The organism is Paenibacillus sp. FSL M7-1455 (assembly GCF_038004655.1).
In the GTDB taxonomy this organism is placed as follows: domain Bacteria; phylum Bacillota; class Bacilli; order Paenibacillales; family Paenibacillaceae; genus Paenibacillus_AQ; species Paenibacillus_AQ cookii.
Genome location: NZ_JBBORO010000001.1, coordinates 2,410,923 through 2,436,160 on the forward strand (window position 1 = coordinate 2,410,923; position 25,238 = coordinate 2,436,160).

The window sequence follows — 25,238 nt, forward strand, 5'->3', positions numbered from 1 at the left end:
AAAGAGCTACAGCCCGGTCCGGCCGGGCATGAGGGATGAGGTGTATGATTTGGCTTTATGGACGATGATCCTGCGCAAGATGGCCAACAACAAGTGGCTGCAGCTGAATTTGTGGATCGGCCTTACCGTATGCGTGGCCCTGTTCAGCTCCATGCCGCTCTACTCGCAGGCCATCCTGGAGCGGACGTTACTGAAGGAGCTGCAGTCCGTGCAGACCGCAAACGGGGTGTATCCGGGCTATCTCCGAATAAGCACCACGGTCTCGGCACCCTCCATGGACGCAAAGACGACGGAAGCCGTCGAAAGCGCCGACCGGTTCGTGAAGACGATTCCGGAGCGCACGGGGCTGGAGGCGATGTCGTTCTATCAGCAGCGGTTCACGCAGAAGATGAAGGTGTACGGCGCAGATGCTTCCGCCCAAGAGAAGCAATCGCAAAGGACGTTAGGAAGCTTTATGTCGCTGTCCGACCTGGAGAAGCGGGTCCGGCTGATCGAGGGGCGGATGCCTGCGGATCGTTCGGACGGGATCATCGAGGCGCTGGTCACGCAGAAGTTTCAGTTGGCGACCAAGCGGAAGCTTGGTGAAGAACTGACCGTAGAGCCCCAGGATGGCGGAAGTACCCGCTTTCGGGTCATCCCGGTCGGCATTGCAGAGACGAATCCGGAGGCGGACCGGTATTTGCCGTTTCTGACCACGGAGAACGAGGACGGATTCCTGATCCCTTTCCAGCAGTTCGAGCGCGAATTTACGCAGGGCGGCAAAGCCAGGGTCTCCAGCATGGAATGGCGGCTCGCGCTCAATTACGAACAGCTGTCGCTGGGCAAGGTCGATGCGTTCACCCAGGCGGACCGGGAGGTCCGGCGTTATTTTAAAGGCAAGCTTGGGGTAGCCGAAATCAAAATTCCGGCGAGCCCGACCATCGCATCGTACCAGGGCAAACAGGATAAGCTCGATACGGTGACGCTTTCGCTGTATACCCCTGTCATGCTGATGCTGGCGTTCTATTTATACATGACCGCCAATCTGATCATCGACCGGCAAAAAACGGAGATTTCCGTGCTCCGCAGCCGGGGAGCAAGCCGTCTGCAGATTATGGCGGTCTATCTGCTGGAGAGCCTGCTGCTGGGTCTGAGCGCGCTGGCCGCCGGACCGTTTCTCGGCGTATGGTTTACGAAACTGCTTGGCGCTTCCAATGGTTTTCTGGAGTTCGTGCAGCGCTCCGCGCTGAAGGTGAGCATGACGAGCGGCGCCTACCAGGTGGCTGCGGCCGCCGTGGCGGGGGCGATCATCCTGATCCTGATCCCGGCCTTCCTCGCAACGCGGGTGAGCATCGTAAGCCACAAGCAGCAGACGGCGCGCCTGACCCGGCTGTCGATCTGGCATAGGACCGGTCTCGATGTGGTGCTCGTCAGCCTGGCAGTTTATCTGCTGTACAATTTCAACCAGCGTCAGGAGGATTTGCGGAGGCTTGCGCTGGGATCTGCCGACCTGCAGGTCGATCCCCTGCTGTTCCTGACGCCGGCCCTCTTTGCGCTTGGAGGCGGCCTGCTGGTGCTTCGGGTATACCCCTGGTTCGTCCGGCTCGTTTATTGGCTGGGCCGAAACGGATGGCCGCCGGCGCTATACCATACGCTCGTTCAGATCAGCCGCTCGTCCGGGCAGTATTTGACCATCCAGGTGTTTCTGATCATGACGGTGGCGACGGGCCTATTCAGCGCGAACGCGGCCAGGACCATCAACGACAACATGGACAGCAAGGTTCGGTATGCGGTCGGCACGGACATCGCGCTGACGACAAAGTGGGAAAGCGATGCCCCTCCACCGGTATCCCCGGGGGCGGGAGGGCAGCCTCCGTCCGAGCCGGCAACGACAACCGTGCAGAAACGGGTTCAATATACGGAGCCGCCCTTCGAGCCCTTTGAGGAGCTGGACGGTGTGCAAGCGACAGCAAAGGTGTTCAAGAAGCAGGAGGCCAGGTTCAGTGCCGGCACCAATGAAAAAAACGGCAAAACGGCTCTTTTTGGCATCGACACGAAGGATTTCGGAAGTACCGCTTGGATGAAGGAGGGGCTGCTGCAGCATCCGATCAACAGCTACTTGAATCTGATCGCCCCGAATCCGGAGGCCGTGCTCATTTCGCGCTCGCTTGCGGAGGATGCCAAGCTGAAGCCCGGAGATCCGATCCGGATGTATTGGGACGGTCTGGACGGGGCGACGTTTACCGTGTACGGCATTATCGATTATTGGCCGAGCTGGAGTCCGCTGCCGTCCGATCAAGGAAGCGGCAAGCCGGAGCAGCCGCATCTCGTTGTCGGACATCTGGGCACGATTCAGAACCGCCTGGCAGTCGAGCCGTACGAAGTATGGCTGAAGCTGGCGGACGGCACAAGCAGCGAAGATATCTACGGGCAGCTGCAGGAGAAGAAGCTGCAGGTGACGAGCCTCCGGGACGCGACCCAGGAGGTGGTCCAATCCAGGAACGATCCGTTCCGTTTGGCAATGAACGGCGTAATGACGCTCGGATTTGCCATCTCCATGCTGGTCAGCTTCATCGGTTTCCTGCTGTTCTGGGTCTTGACCTTATCCGGCAGAACGCTTCAATACGGGGTTTTGCGGGCGATGGGCATCTCTTTCCCGCAAATGATCGGCATGCTCGTCAGCGAACAGCTGCTCACGTCGGGGGCCGCGGTCCTCATCGGCGTGTTCATCGGCAACGTCACCAGCATGAAATTCGTGCCGCTCTTCGAAATGTCGTTTGCGTCCAAAGAACAAGTCCCTCCATTCACGATTACATATCAGCTCAGCGACTATTTGCAGCTGTACGGCATCATTGGGTTCACGCTGGCGACCGGGCTGCTCATTCTGGGGTACCGGCTGAGACGAATCCGCATCGCGCAGGCGCTGAAGCTCGGGGAGGAATAGTTCATGATTCAATGCGAAGGGCTCGTCAAAATTTATAAATCGGCGGACCTGGAAGTCGTCGCCCTTCAAGGGCTGGATCTTCAGGTAGAGAACGGCGAATTCATGGCGATCATCGGCAATTCCGGCAGCGGCAAATCGACGCTGCTCAACATGCTGGGCGGCCTCGACAAACCATCGGCCGGCAAGCTGTACGTGGACGGCAAGGACCTGCTCGCGTTCAGCGAACGCGACCTCGTGAAATATAAGCGGGAGTCGGTCGGGTTTGTCTGGCAAAATAACGCGCGCAACCTGATTCCCTATTTGACCGCGCTCGAAAACGTGGAACTCCCGATTCTCCTGCGGGGCCGAAGACGCCGGGCCCGCGCGCTCGAGCTCCTGGAAGCGGTCGGCCTGAGCCACAGGGTGAAAAACAAGCTCAGCGAATTGTCCGGCGGAGAGCAGCAGCGGGTGGCCATCGCCATCGCGCTGGCGAACGAACCGCGGCTGCTGCTCGCCGATGAGCCGACGGGCTCGCTGGATACGGCTACATCCAATCAGGTTCTCGATTTGTTCCGGACATTGAACCGGACGATCGGCATTACGATTGTGATCGTGACCCATGATCCGGAGCTGGCCCGGAAGGTGGACCGGGTTGTTCAGATCCGCGACGGCAAGACGTCCGCCGAGATGCTCCGCAGAATCTCTTATTCCGACGTGTTGACGCAAATGGATGCCGACAGCGCCCGGCGGGAAGCCGAGAGCCATATAGAGTATGCGGTGCTCGACAAGGCCGGCCGGCTGCAAATCCCTGCCGGTTATCTGGGCACGGGGAGCTTCAAGGACAGCAACAAAGTGCGCGTCGAACTCGAGGACGGACGAATCGTCCTGTACCCGGCGAACGAAAGGCAGACGGTCTAATTCGGGTGTTCTTCGGGCCTAACCCTTCCATATATAAGGCAAAGCTTTAACAAGCCGGAATGAACCAAAGTCTTTTTTGTCATTTGTTGATCCGGAGCGGACATCCGTGTCATTAAAGTACTTTCGTTCATTCGATATAGTTTTAGCGATCCGATACATGGCCATGGAATGCCGTAAAGAGGCGTTTTAATGGAATAGATAACTTAAGGAGAGGTGGATTCATGAAGAAGCATCGAATGAAACGTTCCATCCTGTTGATGATTGCGCTTGTTCTCGTGCTGGCCCCTTTATCGCTCGGTACACGCCCGAGCCCGGCCAGTGCCCAGCAGGAATCGCAAGCGCTTTCTGAAGGCCGCGCGGGAACATCCGAGACGGGCGATGGGGCAGCAAGCGTGCGGATCTCCAAGGATTTCGAGGATGGGACGCTCCAAGGCTGGTTCGGGCGGGGAGGCAACGAAATCCTGACGGTTTCCCCGTTAGCGGCCCACACGGGGTCTTACGGCATGCAGGTCACCGGCAGAACCCAGGGCTGGAACGGTCCGCAGCTCGACGTGACGCCGATCATGGAAACGGGAAAGACGTACCGTTTATCGGCTTGGGTCAAGCTGCCTGCCGGAACGCCGGGCTCGCCGGTATCGATGGTGATCCAGCGCACGACGGGCGGAACCAATGCGTATGAAGTCGTCAAATCGGTTCAGGCGGGCGACAGCGGATGGGTCAAGCTCAGCGGAGAATATACCCTGCAGCAGCCGATTGAAAGCTTGGCCGTTTATTTCGAATCCTTCGATCATCCGACGCTGGACTTTTACGTGGACGATGTCGTGATCGAGCGCGCTCCGGATCCGGTTCCGATCGAGATTCAGAAGGACATTCCGAGCCTGAAGGACGTGTTTGCCGGCCAATTCAAGCTGGGGACGGCTGTGCTGGTCAATGAAATCCAGAATCCGAACAGCCCTGATGCGGAGCTGGTCCGGAAGCATTTCAACAGCCTGACGGCCGGCAACGAGCTGAAATGGGACGCCACCGAGCCGGCGGAGGGTCAGTTCAATTTTACGGCAGCCGATAAAATCGTAAACTTCGCCATGGATAACGGGATCGCGATGCGGGGCCACACGCTGGTCTGGCATTCCCAGACGCCGAAATGGGTGTTTTACGACAGAGGCGGCAACCTCGCCAGCAAGGAGCTTCTATATGCCCGGATGAAAAAGCATATCGATACCGTTGTTGGCCGGTACAAGGGAAAAATTTACGCTTGGGACGTTGTAAACGAGGTCATTGAGCCCGGCGACCAGAAGCCGGGGGGCCTCCGCAACAGCTTATGGTATCAAATTGCAGGCGAAGAATTTATTGAAAAGGCGTTCCTTTTTGCGCATGAGGCCGATCCGGACGCCAAGCTGTTCATCAACGATTACAACACGAATGATCCCGTGAAACGGCAGTTTCTGCATGATCTGATCAAGCGTTTGAAGGCCAAAGGGATTCCGGTCGACGGAGTCGGCCACCAGACGCATATCGGGATCGAATATCCCCGGGTGCAGGAGTTAGATGATATGATTCAGGCGTTCCGGGATCTTGACATCGATCAGCAAGTCACCGAGCTGGACATGAGCATCTATACGAATGACACGGACGCCTATGAGACGTTCCCAACGGAGCTGCAAATCAAGCAGGCCAACCGGTACAGGGAGATTTTCGACGTATTCAGGAAGCATTCGGATCAGCTCAGCGCCGTCATATTCTGGGGCAAGGACGACCTGAACACCTGGCTGCGCACGTTCCCGGTCGTTCGCAACAATTGGCCGCTGCTGTTCGATGAACGGCTGCAAGCCAAATACGCATACTGGGCGCTCGTCGATCCGGCGAAGGTTCCGGTTGAAACGAAGCGCACGAAAGCCCTTGAGGCCAGCGTAAAGATTGACGGCCAGGCGGAAGCGGTATGGAATGTGGCGCAGGCCGTGCCGATCCAGGCAGGCGGCAAAGCGGCAGCGACTTATAAAACGTTATGGGATGCAGGACATCTGTACGTATGGGTCGATGTCGATGATGCCACGGTGAACGGCAATGATGCCGTCGAGGTGTATATTGACGAAAACAACGGCAAAACGAATGCTTACGAAGCGGACGACAAAAAGTACACGTTCCGGCGCAGCGGCGCCAATCCGCATAAGCCGGCCGAGTATAAGGCGGTGAAGACGGAGAAGGGATACCGGATCGAAGCTTCGATCCCGGTCGACGGCGCGCAAACCGGAAAGGAAATCGGCTTTGACGTCCGCATTCGCGACCGGTCCGGTTCGGCGGAAGAACTGGCGTCCTGGAACGATATTCATCACAGACAGGACGCCGATACGTCCGGGTATGGCATATTGACGATGGCGGAAGGTCCGCGAACCGCCAAGGCTGCAAAAGGAACGGCGGTCATCGACGGGGACATCGACGACATTTGGAACAAGGCGGAGCAGATCGTAACCGACCGCTGGGTCAGCGGATCTTCGGGCTCAACGGCGAAGGTACGAACGCTCTGGGACGACAACCGTTTGTATGTGCTGGCCGAGGTGACCGACTCGCTGGTGACCAAGCGGAGCGCCAATGTATGGGAGCAGGATTCCGTCGAAATCTTCATCGATCAGAACAATGCCCGAACCGGTTCTTATGACGGCGACGACGGGCAGTATCGCGTGAACTTCGATAACGAAACGTCGGTCAACCCCGGATCGCTCAGCGCCAATTTGACGTCGGCCGCGAAGCGGACACCGACAGGCTATATCATCGAGGCCGCTGTCGATTGGGTCGGAACGCCGCCTAAGGCGGGCAGTATCATCGGGTTTGACGTACAAGTCAACAATGACGAGAATGACGACGGGACACGCGACAGCGTGGCGATCTGGAACGATACGTCGGACAGAACGTGGCAGAACCTGACGAACATCGGACTGTTAACATTGGAATAACCCCAGCGAGTGGGGGAATGAATAAAGGCCGCTCCCGGATGGTCAACCGGGAAGCGGCCTTTGATATGTGATGGTTGGTTACATAGTGTGTACGTTGATAGATGTTTTGTTACGCCGTAATGTTCAGGGTTTTTCTATACTTGTTAGCGCTTACACCTGTATACGTTTTGAACTTCTTGTAGAACCAGTCCATCTCGGTATATCCGACTTCGTTCGCGATTTCATACACCTTCATGTCGGTATTCTCGAGCAGAAATTTCGCCTTCTCCATGCGCTGCTGAAGCAGATATTCCTTGAAGGTCATCTTCTCTTGAACCTTGAATTTCTGGCCCAGGTAAGAATAGTTGAAATGGAAAATATGGGAGATTTCCTTCAGCGTGATGTTCTGATGCAGGGCCTCGTCCACATAAGCCTTCACCTTATCGATAATGTCGGCCGAAGAGACGGCCGCGGCTTGCCGAACGGCTTCTGACCATGGGTCCGCTTGGTTTCCGGAAAACAGCGCTACGTCCAGCTCCCGTTTCACGTTCTCCAGGCTCGCGGAGAATTCCTCCGGCGTGACAGGGTCGGGCAGATAGTCGTTCACCTGATAATACAAAGCCTTCCTGGCAAGCTGGAACTCATTGCGCCCGCCGATCAGCACGATCGGGACGCGGCTTTTCTCGCGAATGCGGCCGCACAGCCGAAGCCCTTCTTCCTCCGATGCCCTCATGCTGATCAGCACCAGCTGATGATTCTGGGCGGAAAGCATCGACAACGCCTCGGCAGCCGCAGCGGCATGGCACTCCAATTCAAATTCCGCTTGATGTCTGTCCAGCATACGCTTCATCCGTTCCTTCGCATGATGATCGGGATCAACAAGCAGCACCTTATACACGATATTCCCCCCTATTTCTTTCTCGTTAAAACGTTGTCTCGGTGAAGTTGCTTATTTCTCATTATGAAAAAAAAACCGTCATGCAAACAATGTGCTTTTCTTTATATTGCTAACCGTTGTTTACTTATTGGCCATTTGCAATGTAAGGGGTTGCAAGCAATCTATATTTTGACGGGTAGAATACCTAATTTACCACGGGTTGTTGCTCTTTCAATGTAAGCGCTACACTTTGAATGTGATTCGAATGCAACTCATTTCATGGGGGGATTGGAAAAATGCGTAATCGAAAAATGATGATGCTGCTTTGCACGCTGTTGCTTGTGCTTTCGGCATGCAGCAACGGCGGTTCCAAGGGCGGGCCAAGCACTACCGGCGCGACGGAGACGAAGACCGAGACGAAGACCGAGACTGCGGCAACCGACACGGAAAACAAGGGCGCGGAGAAAGAAACGGAGCAAACGTACAAAACGCCGGACATGGATTTCGACTTGGGGGGCCGAACGATCAAGGTCGTATCGTGGTGGGATATGACGATTCCGGAGGATAACCCGGATAACATCCAGCGCAAAAAAAACCTGGAGGAGCTGCAAAAGAAGCATAATTTCAAAATGGAATACGTCGCGATCGACTACGGCGAATACCAGCAAAAAGTGACGGCATCCCTGCTGGCCGGCGAGCCGCTCGGCGACATCGTCAGACTGGGCAAAAACTATACGATTCCAACGCTTGTAAAACAGGATCTGCTGGCACCCGTCGATGAGTATACGAAGAATCCGGCAGCTTTTAACCAGAACGTGACCAATCAATACATGCAATATAACGGAAGAGGGTACGGCTTCACGGAAAACCAAGCCAACCTGGTTCAGGGCATTTTTTACAACCGGACCCTCATGAGCAAGCTCGGCTTGAAGCCGCTTCAAGACTACGTCAATGAGGACAGCTGGAATTGGGATACGTTCCTGCAAGTGGCCAAAGAAGCCAACAAGGATACGAATAACGACGGCAAGCTGGATTCCTGGGGACTCGCCAATCCGTCGCCGCTTGAATTTGCGCTTGCTTCCAACGAAACAAGTTTGACGAAAGAAAACAAGCAGAACCTGGAAGATCCTAAAACGACCGAAGCGCTTAATTTCATCTCCCGAATCGCGACTGAAAAAATAGCCAGACCGACGGAAGGCGGAGACTGGACCGAACCGGGCCAATTTTTCCGTCAGGGCAATACGCTGATGTATGCAGGGGCCCTTCATGAGCTTAGCGGCATCAAAAAGGATATGCCTGATGTGGATATCGGATTCGTTCCGTTCCCTAAAGGCCCGAGCGCAAGCGCGTACCATTCCTACGAAGGCCTGTATCAATCTTTGTTCATCCCTAAGGCCGCTAAGGACCCGGATAAGCTGCTTTATATTTGGGAGAAAATCAACGACATCGATTCGATGTATGACTATCCGGACCAGGCCACTTATGAAACCCTGTTTACGAACGAAGAGGATATCAACAATGCGAAGGAAGTCGCCGCCAATTTGGCCGTCCTCGACCACGGCACGTTCCCGAACCTGAAGTTTTACGATTTTCTCGGCGAGATCGTCGGCGGAACCTCGGTATCTACCGTCGTAGAGAAATACAAGGCGCCGTTCCAAGCAGCGATTGATGAAGTATACGGATCGAAATAAATGAGGATTTTGCAAAATCCAAAAAGCGACTCTCAGTCAGCAATATACAGAGCAAAACGGTCTAGTTCGTCTATATATTGTACCCGGGAGCGGCAGGAATCGAATTTTGCAAAATCCTGAAATCCAAACGTTGAACCGACAGTCCCCATTAGAACATGTCTAATCGGGACTGTTATTAAAATGATAAGTCTCTTGCTTCAGGAGGGAGAAGATGATCAACCGAAAGAAGAGCTACGTCGCTGTTTTGCTCGTCCTTGTCATAGTAACGTCCGTCTGGGCCTTCTACCCTTCCGGTTCATCCGAAGTCCGAAACGTTCGGGCCATGGCCGATTTCGCGGCTGTTACGGGATCGGGCGGAGATGACGGCGGCTACGACGCGTATTTAAAAGCCCATTCAGCTGCGAAACGTCCGGATCAGGTCATTCGGGTTGAGGGCGAGAGCTTTACCAAAACCGATGGGCCGGGATTCGAGGTCATTCATCCGTCGGGGGAAACCGCCGTCCTCACGCCGGAGTCGGGTTCCATCAGCTGGAACATCCCCATCGAACAGCCGGGTCTCTACAACGTGAGAGTCCGATATTTGCCCGTCGAGGGGAAAAGTTCCGCGATCGAACGCGAGTTGACGATCAATCGACAGATACCCTTTAAGGGAGCCGATCTGGTTACCTTTGACCGGGTATGGGGCAACCGGGACGACAAGATCAGGCGGGACGACAGGGGCAACGATCTGCGTCCGAGCCAGGTCGAGAAGCCCGTCTGGCAAATCGAATCCATTACCGACCGCAGCGGTTATTATGACGAACCCTACTTGTTTTATTTTGACAAAGGCCTTCAAAGCATGACCTTAACGGCATTGCGCGAGCCAATGGCCATCGATTATATCGAGTTGTATCAGGAAGAAACGTTAAAGACGTACGAAGAAATCAAGGGCGATTATTCAGCCAAAGGATTGCAGCCCGCCAAAGGCCAATACATCGTGATTCAAGCAGAGGATGCGGTGTATAAATCCTCTCCGACCTTATATCCCGTTTCCGACAGGTCCAGCCCGACGGTGATTCCGTACGACGTGTCCAAAATCCGGATCAACACGATCGGAGGGTTGAACTGGAAACTGCCGGGACAGTGGATCGAGTGGGAGTTCGAAGCGCCGGAGGACGGCTTGTACCAAATCGCCTTAAAAGAGAAGCAGGATCAGCTGCGAGGCGTCTTCGCCGCGCGAAGCCTGACGATTGACGGCAAGGTTCCGTTCAAGGAGATGAAACGGATTCCTTTCGAATTCGGCAGGGACTGGGACATGTACGTGCTGGGAGGGGATGAGCCGTATCTGTTCCACTTGACCCAAGGCAAGCACCGCATTCGCATGGCCGTTTCCCTTGGCGAGCTGGCTCCGCTGATTCAGACGATCGAGTCCAGCGTGCTGCAGCTGAACGAAATGTACCGCAAAATATTGATGATCACGTCCAATTCCCCCGATCCGTACCGGGACTACCAGTTGGAGAAGCGGATCCCGGAAATGGCGGAGGTATTCCGCAAACAAGCCGAAACGATCCAAAGCGTGGCCGATTACCTGGAACAAACGACAGGAGAACAGAGCGACAAGGTCGCCATTTTGCACACGATGGCCAAGCAACTGGAGGAAATGGCCAAGCGGCCGGATACGGTTGCGAACCGTTTGGAGGCCTTCAAGACCAACGTCGGCGGCCTGGGTACGTGGATTCTGACCGTCCGGGAACAGCCGCTTACGCTGGATTATTTGATCGTCTCCTCGCCGGATCATAAACTGCCGAAAGCGGACGCGACGTTTCCGCAAGTGGTGAAGCATGAAGCCGGGGCGCTGGCAGCGTCTTATACCGAGGATTACGACAGCATCGGCAATACCGGCAAGCAGAAGCGATCGACGACGGTTTGGATTACGACGGGGCGGGATCAGGCCCAGGTGTTGAAAAACCTGATCGATGATTCGTTTACCCCGAACTCGAACATTTCGGTCAATCTGAAGCTCGTGCCGGCCAACATCCTTCTGCCCGCGACGCTCGCCGGCGAAGGACCGGACGTGGCCATGCAGATCGGCGAAGACGTGCCCGTGAACTATGCCATGCGGGGGGCGGCCGTCGACCTGTCGAAGTTTGCCGATTATGACGAAGTGGCATCCCGCTTTCGAGACAGCGGATTGGTGCCTTACCAATATGACGGGGGCGTTTACGCGCTGCCGGAGCAGCAGTCGTTCCCGATGCTCTTTTACCGCAAGGATATCTTGAAGGAACTGAACCTGGAGCCTCCCCAAACGTGGCAGGATATCTATAACATGATTTCGGTTCTGCAGAAGCACAACATGCAATTTTACTTGCCGATCGAGGCCGCCAACGCGAGCCTGGTGCCGAACCCGACGTTCTCCATGCTGCTGTATCAAGGCGGCGGCGAGTTTTATCGGGACGGCGGGAGAAAAAGCGCGCTGGACTCCGAGATCGCCATGGATGCCTTCAAGAAATGGACGCAGTTTTATACAAGCTACAAGTTCCCGCTGCTGGCCGATTTCCCGAACCGGTTCCGGACCGGCGAAATGCCGATCGGCATCGCGGATTATACGACGTACAACATGCTGACCGTATTGGCGCCGGAAATCAAAGGACTCTGGGAATTCACCATGGTTCCCGGCACGGAGAAAAACGGCACGATCCATCACGAGGTGACCAGCCACACGACCGGCGTCATGATGCTGGCCGGGGCAAAGGATCAAGAGGCCGCTTGGGAATTTATGAAATGGTGGACGGATAAGGACACCCAAATCGCTTACGGCCGCGAGATGGAAGGGCTGATGGGCGAGGCGGCCCGTTATCCGACAGCCAACGTCGAGGCGCTGGAGGAGCTGCCTTGGCCGGTCAAAGATTATCGCAATTTGGAGAATCAGTGGAAATGGGTCAGGGGAATCCCGCAGGTTCCGGGCGGCTACTTTACCGGACGGCACTTGGACAACGCATTCCGCAAAGTCGTCAACGCCAGCGAAAATCCCCGCGAGGCTTTGTCGGATTACCTCTTGTACATCGATGACGAAATTGCGGTCAAGCGGAAGGAATTCAATTTACCTTAACAGTCAGGGGGTGGAAATCGGATGCAAGCCGAAACAACCAGTCCGTCCGCCGTTTCAAGCCTCGTGCAGCCGAAAAAGCAGTCGCGGCTGGCCAACTTATGGAGAGAACTGAAGAAAAACAAGCATTATTACATTTTGATGAGTCCGTATATGCTGATCTTTTTTGCCTTTACGGTCGTCCCGGTCGTGTTTTCGATCGTCCTCAGCTTCTTTTATTTCAACATGTTGGAGTTCCCCCGGTTTGTCGGGTGGCAGAACTACTCCAGATTGTTTTTGAACGACGACGTCTTTATGATCGCATTGAAAAATACGCTGCTGTTTGCGGTCATTTGCGGACCGATCAGCTACCTGGCCTGCTTCCTGTTTGCATGGATTATCAATGAGCTGTCCCCGAAAGTCCGCGCGTTGATGACGCTTGTGTTCTACGCGCCGTCGATTTCCGGCAACGTTTTCTTTATTTGGCTCATCATTTTTTCAGGCGACAGATACGGCTATTTGAACGGCTTTTTAATTAAATTCGGCTTTATATTGGAACCGATTCAATGGCTGACGAACGAGAAGTACATTTTGCCGATCATCATGATCGTCCAGCTGTGGCTCAGTTTGGGCACGAGCTTCCTGGCCTTTATCGCGGGATTGCAGACGATCGACAAGTCCCTGATTGAAGCCGGGGCGATCGACGGCATCCGCAACCGCTGGCAGGAGCTGTGGTTCATTACGCTGCCTTCCATGCGGCCGCAGCTGATGTTCGGGGCGGTCATGCAGATTACGAGCTCGTTTGCGGTGGCCGATATTTCGGTGGCGCTCGCGGGTTTTCCAAGCGTCAACTATGCGGGGCATACGATCGTCACCCATTTGATGGATTACGGAACGATTCGCTTTGAAATGGGGTATGCGTCCGCGATCGCAACGGTGCTGTTCGCCATGATGCTTGGCGCCAACAAGCTGACGCAGCGAATGCTCAGAAAGGTAGGGGAGTGATTTGGTGACGAGAATGATGGGCGCCATTCGCATGCCGCGGAGGCTAAACCGCTCTTTTGCCGTCAGCTTTGTGCTGTTCGCGTTCCTGGCCGTCTTCGGCGCATTTATGGCGCTGCCGCTGATCTATGCCGTAAACAACGCCTTTAAACCGCTGAACGAACTGTTCCTGTTTCCGCCGCGTTTCTTCGTCAACAATCCGACGATGGACAACTTTTACGATCTGGTGGCGTTAATGGGAAATTCCTGGGTTCCGCTGTCCCGGTATATCGTGAATACGCTTTTCATTACGATCGTCGGGACCGTCGGCCATATCCTGCTGTCGTCCGCCGCGGCTTACCCGCTGGCGAAATACCGCTTTCCCGGGTCCAGGGTCCTGTTCTCCATCGTCGTCATGGCCTTGATGTTTTCCGGGCACGTGACGGCGATTCCCAACTATATGGTGATGTCGTGGCTGGGCTGGATCAATACGCACGCATCGATTATCGTCCCGTCGCTCGCTTTCCCGCTCGGGTTGTTTCTAATGAAACAGTTCATGGAACAAATTCCGGACGCCCTGCTGGAAGCGGCCAAAATCGACGGGGCGAACGAATACCGGATTTATTGGACGATCGTCATGCCCAACGTAAAACCTGCTTGGCTGACGCTGATGATTTTGCAGTTTCCGATGCTGTGGGGCTCGGACGGGGGCAATTTCATTTACAGCGAGAACCTCAAAACGCTTCACTACGCCTTGGGCCAAATTACCGCGGGGGGGATCGCCCGTGCCGGCGTGGGGGCCGCCGTCGCGCTGATCCTGATGATCGTGCCGATTACACTCTTTATCATTTCGCAGAGCAACGTCCTTCAGACGATGGCGACCTCCGGAATGAAAGAATAGGGGGAGACTTAGCACGATGCAAAAGAGCAAAACGACAGTGAAATGGTTCCTCCTGGCTGCCCTCTGCTGCCTGCTGGGGACGAGTACCGGCGTAAACGCGGTTCATGCCGAAGGCAGCGCCTCTTACAACTATTCCTTCTGGAACGACACCGTGGCAGCGCCTGCCGCGTATGAGGCCGCGTCTTTGCTCAGCGGCGCCCAGCTTGGCGTCGGTCCCTTCAAAAACCCGAGCGACATCCATGTCACGGCTGACAAGCGGATCTATGTGCTCGATTCCGGCAACAACCGCATCGTCGTCCTTGATGAGCAATTCAAGCCGGTAAAGGTGGTGAGTTCCTTTGACCACGGGGGAAAGAAGGATACGTTCAACAACCCGCAAGGGATCTTCGTGACCGAACGGAAAGAGCTGTTTGTCGCCGATACGGGCAATAAACGGGTGGTTCACCTGGATGCCGACCTAAGGCTCTTGGGAGTGCTCGAAGCGCCGAAGTCCGACCTGCTGCAGGCCAATTTCGATTTCCAGCCGGTTCGGGTGGTCGTGGACAAGGCGCAGCGGATCTACGTCATGTCGACCGGCGTATTCGACGGCTTTATGGAGTTCAATTCCGACGGAGCGTTCACCTCGTTCATCGGCGCCAACCGGGTGACGGTCGATCCGGTGGAACTGTTTTGGAAAAGGATGTCCACGCAGGCGCAGCGGAGCCAGATGGTCATGTTCACGCCTACCGAATTCACCAATCTGGACATCGATGATGAAGGCTTCATTTACGCAACGAGCGGAGACTACTCGAACAACCCGATCAAGAAATTGAACGCTCAGGGCAACGATATTCTCCGGCGGACGGGATATCTCAGCCTGGTGGGAGATACCCGGTATTCAACCGATGTCGGTCCTTCGCGGCTCATCGATATCGATGTCGCCGACAGCGAAATGTATTCGGTCCTCGATTCCAAGCGGGGCAGAATCTTCACTTACAGCGGGGATGGCCATCTGATGTATATCTTCGGCGGCTTGGGCAACCAGTTGGGCCAATTCAACACCCCTGCGGCGATTGAACGGGTCGGAGACGATTTTCTTGTCCTCGATAAGGCATTCGGCGAGATTACGGTGTTTCGGACGACGGCGTACGGCCGGCTGTTGAACGAAGCGGTCCGGAGCTACTACAGAGGCGACGAGGAAAAAGCGTTTGATCTCTATCAACAGGCGATCAACATGAATGCGAACCTGGAATTTGCCTATTCCGGCGTGGGCAAGGCCCTCCTTCGGAAAGGGGACTACAAAGGGGCGATGCATTATTTCAAGGAAAGCTACGACCAAGCCAATTATTCCAAGGCTTACTTGCTTTACCGCAAGCAGGTGCTGCGAGAATATTTCCCGGCCGTCATGACGGGGTTGATCGTGCTCGCCGCAGTTCTCCTGCTCTTCAAAAAGCTCCGTAAGCGGATGAGGAGACAAGGAGGTGTTACGATTGAATCGTGAGCTCGTGAAATACCCCCTTTATCTTATGGTTCATCCTTTTAACGCGTATTGGGATCTGAAATATGAACGGAACAAGCGGCATACCTTGATCACCGCTTTTATCATTTTGTTTTTGATGATCATCACGAATGTATTGGGCAACCAGTACAGCGGATTTCTGGTCCGCCTGTCCAACCCGGACGATATAAACAGCCTGATGGAAGTGGTGTACGTCGTTGTCCCGGTCTTGTTCTGGTGCGTAGCCAACTGGTCGCTGACGACGCTCATGGACGGCGAAGGGAAGTTCGTTGAAATCTTTACGTCGACGTGTTTTGCCCTCGTTCCGATGATGATCATCAACTTTCCGTGGATTTGGCTCAGCAATGTCATATCGCTGCAGGAAACCGCGTTTTATTACTTCTGCAACAGCGCGGCCGTCCTCTGGTCGGCGTATCTCTTGTTCGTCGGCAACATGACGGTGCATCAATATTCGCCGTCGAAGACCGTCGGGACGATCCTGCTGACGGTCGTGGCGATGGGATTCATGGCTTTTATCTGCCTGCTGTTTTTCGGACTGATTCAGCAGATGATTTCGTTCGTTCATGTCATCTACCAGGAAATCATGCTGAGAAACTAAAGAAAGGAGGAGAAACCATGCGTAAAGCCAGAAACGCCTTGTGGCTCCCGGTACTGCTCGCGGGGGTCGCGCTGGCCGGCTGCAGCGGTTCGAACGCGGTCCATTCCGGTGCAGGCGATGCGCCGGCTGCCATTGAATTCACCAAGGGCCAGCCCGTGAAGGCCGCCTTCACCGATGCCCGGGCAGCAGGAATGAAAGGCGTGGCCGAAAATGAACGGCTGCGGTTGTTCGTGGATGAGCAAACGGGCGTCATCGCCGTTATGAATAAACAATCCGGCGAGATGTGGTATAGCAACCCGCCGGAACGCGATAAGGATGCCCTTGCGTCCGGGGTGAATAAAGGCATCCTTTCGTCCCAGCTGAAAATCGATTATTACAACAATTTCGGGCAGGTGAATTCCATCAACACGTTCACCGACAGCGTCTCGCATAAGCAGATCAAATTCGAGCCGATCCCAAGCGGGGTAAGGGTCACGTACCAGTTCGGAACGGCCGTGAAATCGGCGGCCGATTTGCCGATGATGCTCAGCAGCGAACGAATCGAGGCGATGCTGGGCAAGCTGGACAAAACGGGCCAGCGGGCGCTGAAAATCGCCTACAAAGAGGATCCGGACAAAAAAGTGTATGTCCGCAACGACAGCGCCTTAAACGGGCTGCAGCTCGATCGTGCCTTTAAGGCATTCGAAGATGCAGGATATACCGAAGAGGACCTGATGAAAGACATGGAGGAGCTGCAATTCACGCAGGAGAAGCCGGAACCGCGGATTTTCCTGGCATCGATCGAATACGCCCTGGACGGCGGCAGCCTAATCGCCAAAATTCCGGCATCCGGCATTCAATACCCGAGCGCCTATCCGATCGGGAACATTTCCTTCCTCAGCTTTTTTGGAGCCGGCAGTTCCAAGGAGCAGGGGGCGATCTTCGTGCCGGACGGCTCCGGCGCGCTCATCCATTTCAACAACGGGAAGAAGCAGTATCCCGCTTACCAGCAACCGGTGTACGGGGAAGATCTGACGATGAAGACGATCGAGGATGCCAAGAACGAGCAAGCGGTTCGTCTGCCGGTGTTCGGGATCATTCGCGAAAGCGGCGCGATGCTCGGCATCATCGAGGAAGGCGCCTCGGCTGCGACGATCCATGCCGATATCAGCGGAAAGCTGAACAGCTATAACTATGTGTATCCAAGTTTCAATGTCGTCAACAAGGGCGATGTGTCGCTGCAGGCAAACGGTCAGGAACGCACGCTGCCCAGGTTCCAGGAACGTCCGACGAAATCGGATTTTACGGTCCGGTACGCTTTTTTGAACAAAGAAGAGGCGTCCTATCAAGGATTGGCGCGGTACTATCGGCAGTATCTCGAAGATCGCGGCGGATTGCCCAAGCCGAAGCCGGCTGCGGAAGCGGAAAATATGCCGTTTTACCTGCAATTGGTCGGCGGCATTGCCAAACAGAAGCATGTCGCCGGCATCCCTTACCGGACGATTGAACCGCTCACGACGTTCGAACAGTCGCAGGACATCATCAACCAGATGAAAAACCGGGGCATATCCAATATTAAGCTGAAATTTTCCGGCTGGTTCAACGGCGGGATGGATCATGAGGTTCCGGATCATGTTTCGGTCGACAAGGCTGTCGGCGGCAGCAAAGGTTTGCGAAACTTCATCTCCTTCACCCGGGAACAAGGGGTTTCTTTCTATCCTGACGTTGCGGTCCTGACCGCAAATACGGGGAAGGGATTCAACGAGAACGCGAATGCCGCCAGAACGTTGAGAGGCGTTCCTGCCGCTCTTTATCCGCTGGATCAGGCGCTCAACCGGAGGGACCGGGATAAGCCGCCGTCATACGTTGTTTCCCCGCGGCTGACCTTATCCTATGCCGAGTCGGTGCTGAAGGGCTTGAAAGAGTACCAGCCGGGCGGCATTTCGCTGCGGGATCTCGCCGACCGGCTCAACAGCGATTACCGGAAGCACGCTCAGCTGGATCGAACCGAATCCGAGAGCATATCGATTCAGGCGCTGGGCAGCTTCTCGCAGGCGAATCCGAAGGTCATGGCGGACGGCGGCAACGTTTATGCGCTTCCATTTTTGTCGGATATTACGAACGCGCCGATGTCAGGCAGCCATTTCAAGATCGAGGACGAGGAGATCCCGTTCTACCAAATGGTCATTCGCGGGTACGTCGACTACACGGGCAGTCCGTTTAACCTGTCGACCTATACGGATGAGCGGCAGTATATCCTGAAATGCCTCGAATACGGAGCGGGCGTATATTTCGAATGGATCCATGAACCGAACGACAAAGTGAAGGATACGGAGTACAACGACCTGTATGCCGTCCATTACAAGCAGTGGATCGATCAGGCCGCCGCAATGTACCGCGAGGTAAACGACGTGCTGAAGAAGGTCCGGAATGAACCGATTACGGGCCATGAGAAGCTTGGCGAAGGCGTATTCAAAACCGTGTACGGAAACGGCACGTACGTCATTGTCAACTATAACCGCACGGATGTGACGGTGGACGGCCGAACGGTGAAAGCCGAGAGCTATTTGACGGGTGGTGTGCAATCATGAAGTCCATACTGAAATTCGGCATGAAGCGGCGGACGTACGCCGAACAGAAGGCACTCTGGGGCTTTATCTACGTGCTGCCGTGGCTGCTGGGATTTCTCCTTTTTTTCCTGATCCCGCTGGTCTCTTCGTTAAGGTACAGCTTCAGCTCCATCGAAGCCAATGCAAACGGCATGAAAATCAGCTTCATCGGCATTTCCAATTACGTGGAAGCCCTTACGGTCAATACGAGCTTTAACCGGACGCTGACGACCTCGATCGTCAACATGGTCATCAACGTGCCGCTCATCGTGATTTTCAGCTTGTTTTTGGCTGTGTTGCTGAACCAGAAGTTTGTCGGCAGAGCCATTGCCAGATCGATCTTTTTCCTTCCGGTCATTTTGGCTTCCGGGGTGATCGCGAATTTGGAGACGACCAGCCTGGTTCAAGCCATCAACGAGCAGAACGCCGGCGGCGCAGTGAGCGGCCTGGGGACCAGCGAGCTGACGCGGATCATGCTCAATTCCGGCGTCAGCGAAAACGTCGTCGCGTACCTGACCAGCGCCGTGGATCGCATCTACCAGATCGTCAGCCAGTCGGGCGTGCAAATTTTGATCTTCCTGGCGGGGATCCAATCGGTATCCCCCCAGCTTTACGAGGCATCCAAGATCGAAGGAGCGACCGGTTACGAAGCGTTCTGGAAAATCACGCTGCCCATGGTCAGCCCGCTCATCCTGGTCAACGTGATTTATACGATCATCGACTCGTTTTCCCGGAGCGAAATGACGACGCTGATCCGGGAAACGGGGTTCACGAATTTCAACTTCGGCCTCAGCTCGGCGATGGCCTGGATCTATTTCCTGGCGATCATGGTCATTTTGTCCATCATTACGTTTTTCATTTCCAAAAGAATTTTCTATCAAGAATAGAAGGAGCGTGAGCAGCGTTGATCATCGCCCGTTTGTTGTCGCTCGAAAGCTGGAAGCGCTGGCTGTGGACCGTCGTGCGGCTGGTCCTGATGGCAGGACTGTCGTTTGTCATTCTGTACCCCATTCTTCAAAAGATTTCGACGGCCATCAAGGACAAAAGCGACCTGTATTCGCCGATCGTCATCTTTATCCCGGAGCATTATTCGCTGGACAATTTCAAAAAAGCCATCTCGATCATGGACTACTGGCATACGCTGTTCAATACGTTTACCTTATCGGCCATGACGACGATCCTGACGGCCGTGTCCTGCGCGTTTGCAGGTTACGCCTTTGCGCGGCTTAAATTCAAAGGCAGCAACTTGCTTTTTGGAGGCGTCATTTTGACCATTCTGGTGCCGCCGACGACCATTTTGATCCCGATCTACATGAATTTGAAGGATTTCAGCCTCATGGGACTGATTCCGCTGCTGACCGGGAAGTCCGTGAACCTGTTGGATTCGTACTGGCCGTTCATTTTGACCTCGGTCACCGCAAACTCGCTGAAGGCGGGGCTCTACATTTTTATTTTCAGGCAGTTCTTCCGGGGCATTCCGAAAGAAGTGGAGGAAGCGGCTTACATCGATGGGGCGGGCGTAGGCAAAACCTTTCTGCGCATCATGCTGCCGAATGCCGTTCCGGCCATCGTTACCGTGCTGTTGTTTTCGTTCGTATGGCAGTGGAATGACAGCTTCTTTACGACCACGTATTTAACGTCGGGCAAAGTGATGTCCACCCAGCTGGCATCGCTGCCGCACAACCTCTCCATCATGCTCGAGGGCGGGGTCGCGACCAACAAGGATCCTTTCTATATGAGCATGGTTCAGGATACCGGCATCCTGCTGGCCATCCTGCCGCTGATCATTATTTATTTGTTCGTGCAGCGTTACTTTGTGGAAAGCATCGAGCGGACCGGCATCGTCGGGTAACGTTGATACATTCAGGGCGTCTTTCGGAACCAAGCTGTAAATGCTTGGTACCTGAAAGACGCTTCTTTATGCCATGCCATGCCGGCAGCGTCTCATGGCCGCAAATGAGCCGATTGCCGGTATTCACGGGGCGTGCAGCCCACGATGCGCCGAAATTGTCTGGAGAAATGCTCGACGTTTTTGTATCCGCACAGCTCGCTGATATCGGCGATTCGGAGCGACCCGTGGCTCAGCCTTTCCTTGGCGAGACGGATTCTGCACTGGATCACGTCCTCCATGCAGGAAATCCCGAAGGTCGCCTTATACAGCGCTTGCAGGTACCCGGGGCTCAAGTGAACGTCATCGGCCATGGAGGGGACGCTCCATTCGCCGCCGGGACGGTTATGGATCGCTTTGCGCAAATCCAATAGTTTCTGGTAATGCGGCGAATGCTCCTTGGATTGAAAAGCTTCGAGCAGCTTGTTGAACAAGAGCCGAAACAGGTAGTCGATGGAGAGTTCCCGGTAATCGCAGCTGAAAAAATTTTCGGTGGCGAGAAGCTGGAACAGTTGGCGGCAGTATCCGGGATCCGGAACCGGAATCGGAATGCCCCGCGGAAACGGCGTCTCCAGAACGTAGGCTTCGTCCGTTTCGAACCGCACCCAGTCATTCACAAAGGGGCCTGAACAGGCGCGGTACATGATCTTTTGGCGAGGGGGAAAGAGAACGGCGCAGTTGGCCGGGTATTCCCTGATTTCTCCTTGGACCCAGAACTCGGCCGGCGTTTGCGTCAGGATCAGCAGCCAAAAGTCATGCCCTTCCGGAATGTCGTAAATAAAGTCCCCAGGATGGGCGGCATCATATCCGACATAGTAAATGGATGTGGTCATCGCAATCTCCAATCGTAGAATAGATCAAGTTTATGTCAGCATAGATCATTCATTTGATGAGGTATCCTATTTTATAATTTCATAGTAAACGCAATATAAAGTCAATAGAATCACAAGAAATGGAGAAAGTCTCTCTTTTCGTAGTTGTATTGAAATGATCAATTAAAGGTGAGGTCCATGCCATGATACCAAAAAAGAAAAGCGAATTTATCGAGGTGCTATGCTACACGCGCATCCCGCAGGAGGATCGGATTTATGCGCCCAGGCTGGCATTCAGCATGCATCTTGCCTATCGCGAGGACGGCAAGCCTTTCCAGGCTTTGAACCATAATTCAGGCGTCTTGTTCGCCAAGGCCACCCAAAATGAGAACGGAACGCTCCGAGCCAAAAGCTTGAAAAATCCGTATCTCTTCCGCATGGCCGACGGAACATTCGGCGTCGTTGCCGTACGGACGGAGGCGGATGGCCAGCAGGATGAGGAGAGCCGAGGGGCAGTGCTGTTTTTTACTTCCGAAGATTTGCTGCAGTACCAAGAAATCGGGCTGATCGATCTGCAAAGCGATGCTCACGTAAGCGATGTCGCTTGCGAATACGATGAATCGAGCCAAGCCTACGTCATCCGCTGGAGCAATGAAAACGGGGGACATTACCGAAACAGGGTCCAGGATCTTTTTGACCTTACCTGTGCAGGTGTCCCGGAAACGGCGGAGGCGTTTACGCTGGAAGCCGTATCGGCTGACATCGAAGGCATGCAGCACCGAAACGTGATCCGCGTTCCGCGGGAAACGGCGGACCGTCTCATAGGCCGGCTTACGGTTCCCGAGAATGTCGCCATTAAAGTTCCGGATCGGATCGCGGCTAACTCGGCCGAGGATTTGAAGACGCTCAAAGCGACCGCGGTATATAGCGACGGCACCACGGCTCCCAAGTCCGTGGACTGGGACACGGCGGCGGTTCGCTGGGATCAGGCCGGGACTTATCGGGTGAACGGAACCGTTCGTCAGGAGCATTATGCCTTTCCGATCGCGGCGAACCGGGCGGACCCATGCATCGCGAAGTGGAACGGCAAGTATTATTTCATCGCGACCAACGACGCCGACGGCAATCAAACCTTATCTATCAGGGAAGCGGATACGATATCGGGTCTGATTCAGGCCAGCGAGTCCTTAATTCTGGATACTAAGACCTATGATCACATTAAAGGGCTGTTGTGGGCTCCCGAGCTCCATATCATCGGGGGCGAGCTGTACATTTTTCATGCGGCAACGACGGGCGAGTTTTTCTATGAAGAGTGTCACGTGATGAAGCTCCGCGAGGGAGGGGACCCTGCCTGCGCGGCAGACTGGTCGATGCCCCGGCGCGTCGTCAAGAGAGACGGAACCGATTTATGCGAGGCGGGCAAGGTGATCTCCCTGGACATGACGGTCATCCAGGTGAACGGGGAATGTTACGCGGCTTGGTCGGAGCGGCAGTTCGTGCCCGTCGATCTTGGAGCCTGGATTTATATCGCGAAATTGGATCCGAAAGAGCCGTGGAGGCTGGCGAGCGACCCGGTGCTGCTGACCAGGCCGGACTTTGGCTGGGCCAATAACCATACCTTCGTCGATGAGGGGCCGTTTGCCCTGATCCGGGACGGCAGGATCTTTTTAACCTTTTCAAGCGCGGCGATCGACGCGACGTATTGCGTAGGCCTGTTGACCGCCGATGCGAATGCGGATCTGCTGAATCCCGGCAGCTGGACGAAGGGCAACTATCCGCTGCTGACGTCGAGAAGCGTTCCCGGCGAATACGGCCCCGGCCATAATTCCTACGTGACCGATGATGAAGGCGTCACTTGGAACGTCTACCACGCCAGACCGGGAGTAGAGGAACCCAGAGGTTCCGGAATCCGCCGCGTGCATTTCGGCATGGACGGATATCCGGTGCTTGATTTAACGGAAGAGCGGGATTTGAACCCGGCTTTGGCCGAGGTGTCGATCGAAGTCATTGTAAAACGCGACTAGGAAGGGGCAGAAAGAACATGTATCCAAATCCGATGATATGGGCCGATTTTCCGGATCTTGACGTGATCCGGGTAGAGGACACGTACTATATGGTCAGCACGACGATGCACATGATGCCGGGCTGCGTCATCCTGCGCTCGTACGACCTCATTCACTGGGAAGTGGCTTCTTATGTGTACGACGTATTGGACAATACGCCGGCACAGCGGCTCGAAGACGGCCAGCATATTTACGGGCAAGGCATGTGGGCGCCGACTCTGCGTTACCACAAGGGGAAATTTTATGTGATCTTCGTGGCGAACGATACCCGCCGAACCTATCTGTACACGGCAGATTCCGTATCCGGTCCATGGGCGAAACAATACATCGAAGGATTTTATCATGACTGCTCCCTCTTGTTTGACGATGACGGCCGGACGTATTTGATTTACGGCAATGCCGAAATTCACCTGACCGAATTGAAGGAGGATCTATCCGGGCCCAAGCCCGGCGGGCTGAACCGCATCATCGTCAAAGAAAGCGAGCCGTATCATCTCGGATATGAGGGAGCACACTTTTATAAGATCGACGGCAGGTATTACGCCTTCTTTATCCATATTTCGAAGGCGGCGGGACGCCGAACGCAGGCCTGCTTTGCGGCGGATTCCCTGGAAGGGGAGTTTACGGGCGGAGAGGTCTTTAACGACGACATGGGGTATTTTAATTCGGGCGTTGCGCAGGGAGGCATCGTGGATACGCCGGACGGGAAATGGGTGGCCGTGCTGTTTCAGGATCATGGCGCCGTCGGCCGGATTCCGGTGCTCGTTCCGCTGCGTTTTGAGAACGGTTTTCCGGTATTCCCCAAGGAAGCGCCTAAAATGATCGAATTGCCGAGCACAAGACCCGGTTATTCCTACCGGCCATTGGTTGGAAGCGATGACTTTCATTACACGCCGGACGAGCGCGGCAAGGTGCGCCTGAAGGATGTTTGGCAGTGGAATCATACGCCAGACGATGCATTATGGTCCGTAACGGACAAGCCGGGAGTCTACCGGATCCGATCCGGAAAGCTCAGCCCCAATTTGACGTTTGCGGTCAACACGTTGACGCAGCGCGCCATGGGGCCGGCATGCGAAGCGACGGTCACGCTGGACGGCAGCGGACTGAAGGATGGCGATTACGCAGGACTGTGTTTCCTGATCGGTACGTACGGCCTGATTGCCCTGACCAAGGAAGCCGGCCGGTCGTATCTGGTCATGTTGGCGAGAGAGCCGCAGGATCGTTCCATATTCGGCAATTTGGTAGACGAGAAGCCCGGCACCGAATTCGCCCGAATTCCCGTCTCCGGAGACGTCGTCACGCTCAAGGCGGCCGGCAATTTCGTGAATAACGCGGACGAGTGCATGTTTTATTACCGGGATGGGGCGGATTGGAAGCAGCTCGGGATTACGCACAAGATGATATACAAGCTGGACCATTTTATGGGTTGCCGCATCGGTCTGTTTTTGTTTTCAACCCGCGAGATCGGGGGAACGGCCGACTTTTCCGATTTTCAATACCAGGTGCTCTCTTAACGAGCCCTAGTGGCTT

General features: G+C 54.9%; 16 protein-coding genes. 14 read left to right on the top strand and 2 right to left on the bottom strand.

Features of this window, described 5'->3' with window-relative positions:
* Positions 1-40: 40 nt before the first annotated feature.
* From NYE48_RS11160 to NYE48_RS11170, 3 genes are all read left to right on the top strand, one after another.
* A complete protein-coding gene (locus NYE48_RS11160; RefSeq protein ID WP_340998588.1) occupies positions 41-2,923 on the top strand; it encodes an ABC transporter permease in 2,883 nt (960 codons plus the stop codon).
* Between the two features lie 3 nt (positions 2,924-2,926).
* Positions 2,927-3,820 (top strand): ABC transporter ATP-binding protein, encoded by an 894-nt coding sequence (locus tag NYE48_RS11165; protein ID WP_212947793.1) that lies wholly within the window; start codon positions 2,927-2,929, stop codon positions 3,818-3,820.
* Positions 3,821-4,041: 221 nt separating this feature from the next.
* Positions 4,042-6,768, top strand: coding sequence for an endo-1,4-beta-xylanase (locus tag NYE48_RS11170; protein ID WP_340998590.1), 2,727 nt, complete (start codon positions 4,042-4,044; stop codon positions 6,766-6,768).
* A gap of 109 nt (positions 6,769-6,877) precedes the next feature.
* Here the strand turns inward: NYE48_RS11170 and NYE48_RS11175 are convergent, their stop codons facing one another.
* Entirely contained in the window at positions 6,878-7,645 is a 768-nt protein-coding gene (locus NYE48_RS11175; protein ID WP_036711533.1) for a helix-turn-helix domain-containing protein, read from the bottom strand.
* Positions 7,646-7,920: 275 nt separating this feature from the next.
* Here NYE48_RS11175 and NYE48_RS11180 point away from each other — a divergent pair, with 275 nt between their 5' ends.
* The 9 genes from NYE48_RS11180 to NYE48_RS11220 all read left to right on the top strand — a co-directional run bounded on the left by NYE48_RS11180 (position 7,921) and on the right by NYE48_RS11220 (position 20,797).
* Positions 7,921-9,315 carry an ABC transporter substrate-binding protein gene (locus NYE48_RS11180; RefSeq protein WP_340998593.1) on the top strand — a complete coding sequence of 465 codons (1,395 nt, stop codon included), beginning with the start codon at positions 7,921-7,923 and terminating at the stop codon, positions 9,313-9,315.
* Between the two features lie 211 nt (positions 9,316-9,526).
* On the top strand, positions 9,527-12,403 hold the full coding sequence (locus NYE48_RS11185) for an extracellular solute-binding protein (RefSeq protein ID WP_340998595.1): 2,877 nt from the start codon (positions 9,527-9,529) through the stop codon (positions 12,401-12,403).
* Positions 12,404-12,424: 21 nt separating this feature from the next.
* Positions 12,425-13,384 (top strand): carbohydrate ABC transporter permease, encoded by a 960-nt coding sequence (locus NYE48_RS11190; RefSeq protein ID WP_036711537.1) that lies wholly within the window; start codon positions 12,425-12,427, stop codon positions 13,382-13,384.
* Between the two features lie 13 nt (positions 13,385-13,397).
* Positions 13,398-14,261, top strand: coding sequence for a carbohydrate ABC transporter permease (locus NYE48_RS11195; RefSeq protein WP_036711630.1), 864 nt, complete (start codon positions 13,398-13,400; stop codon positions 14,259-14,261).
* Positions 14,262-14,277: 16 nt separating this feature from the next.
* Positions 14,278-15,741 carry a hypothetical protein gene (locus NYE48_RS11200; RefSeq protein WP_340998597.1) on the top strand — a complete coding sequence of 488 codons (1,464 nt, stop codon included), beginning with the start codon at positions 14,278-14,280 and terminating at the stop codon, positions 15,739-15,741.
* Between the two features lie 25 nt (positions 15,742-15,766).
* Positions 15,767-16,357: a Yip1 family protein gene (locus NYE48_RS11205; RefSeq protein WP_373316200.1), complete on the top strand. Its 591-nt coding sequence runs from the start codon at positions 15,767-15,769 to the stop codon at positions 16,355-16,357.
* 17 nt (positions 16,358-16,374) lie between these two features.
* On the top strand, positions 16,375-18,927 hold the full coding sequence (locus NYE48_RS11210; RefSeq protein WP_212947769.1) for a DUF5696 domain-containing protein: 2,553 nt from the start codon (positions 16,375-16,377) through the stop codon (positions 18,925-18,927).
* On the top strand, positions 18,924-19,832 hold the full coding sequence (locus tag NYE48_RS11215) for a carbohydrate ABC transporter permease (protein ID WP_036711547.1): 909 nt from the start codon (positions 18,924-18,926) through the stop codon (positions 19,830-19,832). The genes NYE48_RS11210 and NYE48_RS11215 overlap by 4 nt, the downstream gene beginning before the upstream one ends.
* A gap of 17 nt (positions 19,833-19,849) precedes the next feature.
* Positions 19,850-20,797 (top strand): carbohydrate ABC transporter permease, encoded by a 948-nt coding sequence (locus tag NYE48_RS11220; protein ID WP_212947768.1) that lies wholly within the window; start codon positions 19,850-19,852, stop codon positions 20,795-20,797.
* 92 nt (positions 20,798-20,889) lie between these two features.
* Here NYE48_RS11220 and NYE48_RS11225 read toward each other — a convergent pair whose 3' ends face one another.
* Positions 20,890-21,666: a helix-turn-helix domain-containing protein gene (locus NYE48_RS11225; protein ID WP_036711550.1), complete on the bottom strand. Its 777-nt coding sequence runs from the start codon at positions 21,664-21,666 to the stop codon at positions 20,890-20,892.
* 182 nt (positions 21,667-21,848) lie between these two features.
* Here NYE48_RS11225 and NYE48_RS11230 point away from each other — a divergent pair, with 182 nt between their 5' ends.
* Entirely contained in the window at positions 21,849-23,669 is a 1,821-nt protein-coding gene (locus tag NYE48_RS11230; RefSeq protein WP_340998599.1) for a family 43 glycosylhydrolase, read from the top strand.
* 17 nt (positions 23,670-23,686) lie between these two features.
* Positions 23,687-25,222 (top strand): glycoside hydrolase family 43 protein, encoded by a 1,536-nt coding sequence (locus NYE48_RS11235; RefSeq protein ID WP_340998600.1) that lies wholly within the window; start codon positions 23,687-23,689, stop codon positions 25,220-25,222.
* The last annotated feature ends 16 nt before the right edge of the window (positions 25,223-25,238 follow it).

What these genes read in the sequence shown, in the direction of transcription:
- NYE48_RS11200 (WP_340998597.1), top strand. Translation starts at nt 14,278, where the DNA reads ATGCAAAAGAGCAAAACGACAGTGAAATGGTTCCTCCTGGCTGCCCTC.
- NYE48_RS11230 (WP_340998599.1), top strand. Translation starts at nt 21,849, where the DNA reads ATGATACCAAAAAAGAAAAGCGAATTTATCGAGGTGCTATGCTACACG.
- NYE48_RS11170 (WP_340998590.1), top strand. Translation starts at nt 4,042, where the DNA reads ATGAAGAAGCATCGAATGAAACGTTCCATCCTGTTGATGATTGCGCTT.
- NYE48_RS11180 (WP_340998593.1), top strand. Translation starts at nt 7,921, where the DNA reads ATGCGTAATCGAAAAATGATGATGCTGCTTTGCACGCTGTTGCTTGTG.
- NYE48_RS11235 (WP_340998600.1), top strand. Translation starts at nt 23,687, where the DNA reads ATGTATCCAAATCCGATGATATGGGCCGATTTTCCGGATCTTGACGTG.
- NYE48_RS11185 (WP_340998595.1), top strand. Translation starts at nt 9,527, where the DNA reads ATGATCAACCGAAAGAAGAGCTACGTCGCTGTTTTGCTCGTCCTTGTC.
- NYE48_RS11190 (WP_036711537.1), top strand. Translation starts at nt 12,425, where the DNA reads ATGCAAGCCGAAACAACCAGTCCGTCCGCCGTTTCAAGCCTCGTGCAG.
- NYE48_RS11225 (WP_036711550.1), bottom strand. Translation starts at nt 21,666, where the DNA reads ATGACCACATCCATTTACTATGTCGGATATGATGCCGCCCATCCTGGG.
- NYE48_RS11165 (WP_212947793.1), top strand. Translation starts at nt 2,927, where the DNA reads ATGATTCAATGCGAAGGGCTCGTCAAAATTTATAAATCGGCGGACCTG.
- NYE48_RS11195 (WP_036711630.1), top strand. Translation starts at nt 13,398, where the DNA reads ATGATGGGCGCCATTCGCATGCCGCGGAGGCTAAACCGCTCTTTTGCC.
- NYE48_RS11205 (WP_373316200.1), top strand. Translation starts at nt 15,767, where the DNA reads ATGGTTCATCCTTTTAACGCGTATTGGGATCTGAAATATGAACGGAAC.
- NYE48_RS11210 (WP_212947769.1), top strand. Translation starts at nt 16,375, where the DNA reads ATGCGTAAAGCCAGAAACGCCTTGTGGCTCCCGGTACTGCTCGCGGGG.
- NYE48_RS11215 (WP_036711547.1), top strand. Translation starts at nt 18,924, where the DNA reads ATGAAGTCCATACTGAAATTCGGCATGAAGCGGCGGACGTACGCCGAA.